Source organism: Pseudomonas sp. GW821-FHT01A09 (assembly GCF_058986725.1).
Genome location: NZ_JBYSWB010000069.1, coordinates 1 through 1,018 on the forward strand (window position 1 = coordinate 1; position 1,018 = coordinate 1,018).

The window sequence follows — 1,018 nt, forward strand, 5'->3', positions numbered from 1 at the left end:
GGTGTCATGCTGACGCTGATCGGCGGTGCGATCGTCGGTGCCAATCGCGCCGTGGCCAAGGCCGATCGCTACAGCACGCGGCTCGATGAAGTGCGGGCCAGCCAGTCGTTTTTACGCCGCTCGATCAGTCAGGCATTGCCGCTGGCCGCCGGTTCGCCGGACGCGCAGGCACCGCAGATATTCCAGGGCTCGAGCCAGAGCATGACCTTCTACGCACCGTTGCCCAGCCACATGGGCGGTGGTCTGTACCAACACCGAATCACCTTGCACGACCACCGCCTGCTGCTCGACCTCGCGCAACTGGAGGGGCAGACGCTGCGCGCCTTCGGCGATCCGCAGGTGCTGCTCCACGAGGTGCAAGCCCTGCACCTCAGCTACCGCGGCGCCACGCCCACGGGCCAGCCCAGCGGTTGGCTGGAGCAATGGCCCTGGCCGGCGCGCCTGCCGCAAGCGGTGCGCATCGATGCCACCTTGAGCGGGCCGGTGCCCTGGACCTTGCAGAGCGTGGCACTCAAATTGGACCTGTCGGCACAGGCGGGTGGGCAGTGATGTTGGTGTCCATCCTCAATGGCCCCTTCGCGGGCAAGCCCTGCTCCCACAGGTGCTCGACTCCAGATAGGTTCACCCGGTGGGAGCAGGGCTTGCCCGCGAAGAGGCCAACCCTGCCGACACCAATCCCCCTCACAACCCTGTGGGAGCAAGGCTTGCCCGCGAAGGGGCCAGCCCTGCCTACCCAAACCCCACCCCCAACCCTGTGGGAGCAAGGCTTGCCCGCGAAGAGGCCAACCCTGCCTACCCAAACCCCACCCCCAACCCGGTGGGAGCAGGGCTTGCCCGCGAAGAGGCCGACCCTGCCTACCCAAACCCCACCCACACCCCTGTGGCGAGGGGGCTTGCTCCCGATACGGTGGATCAGCCACCGCGATGTGCCTGACACAACCCATCGCCGCCAAGCCCCCTCGCCACAGAGGTTGGGGCGACAACGCGGCATGGCGCTTTTGGTCGTGCTCTGGGTCCT

General features: G+C 67.4%; 1 protein-coding gene. It reads left to right on the forward strand.

Annotated elements, in window-relative coordinates:
• Nucleotides 1-549 (forward strand): type II secretion system protein GspJ (locus tag AC3WJP_RS29060; RefSeq protein WP_493724600.1); only part of this gene is annotated, 549 nt, incomplete at its 5' end.
• Between the last annotated feature and the right edge of the window lie 469 nt (nt 550-1,018).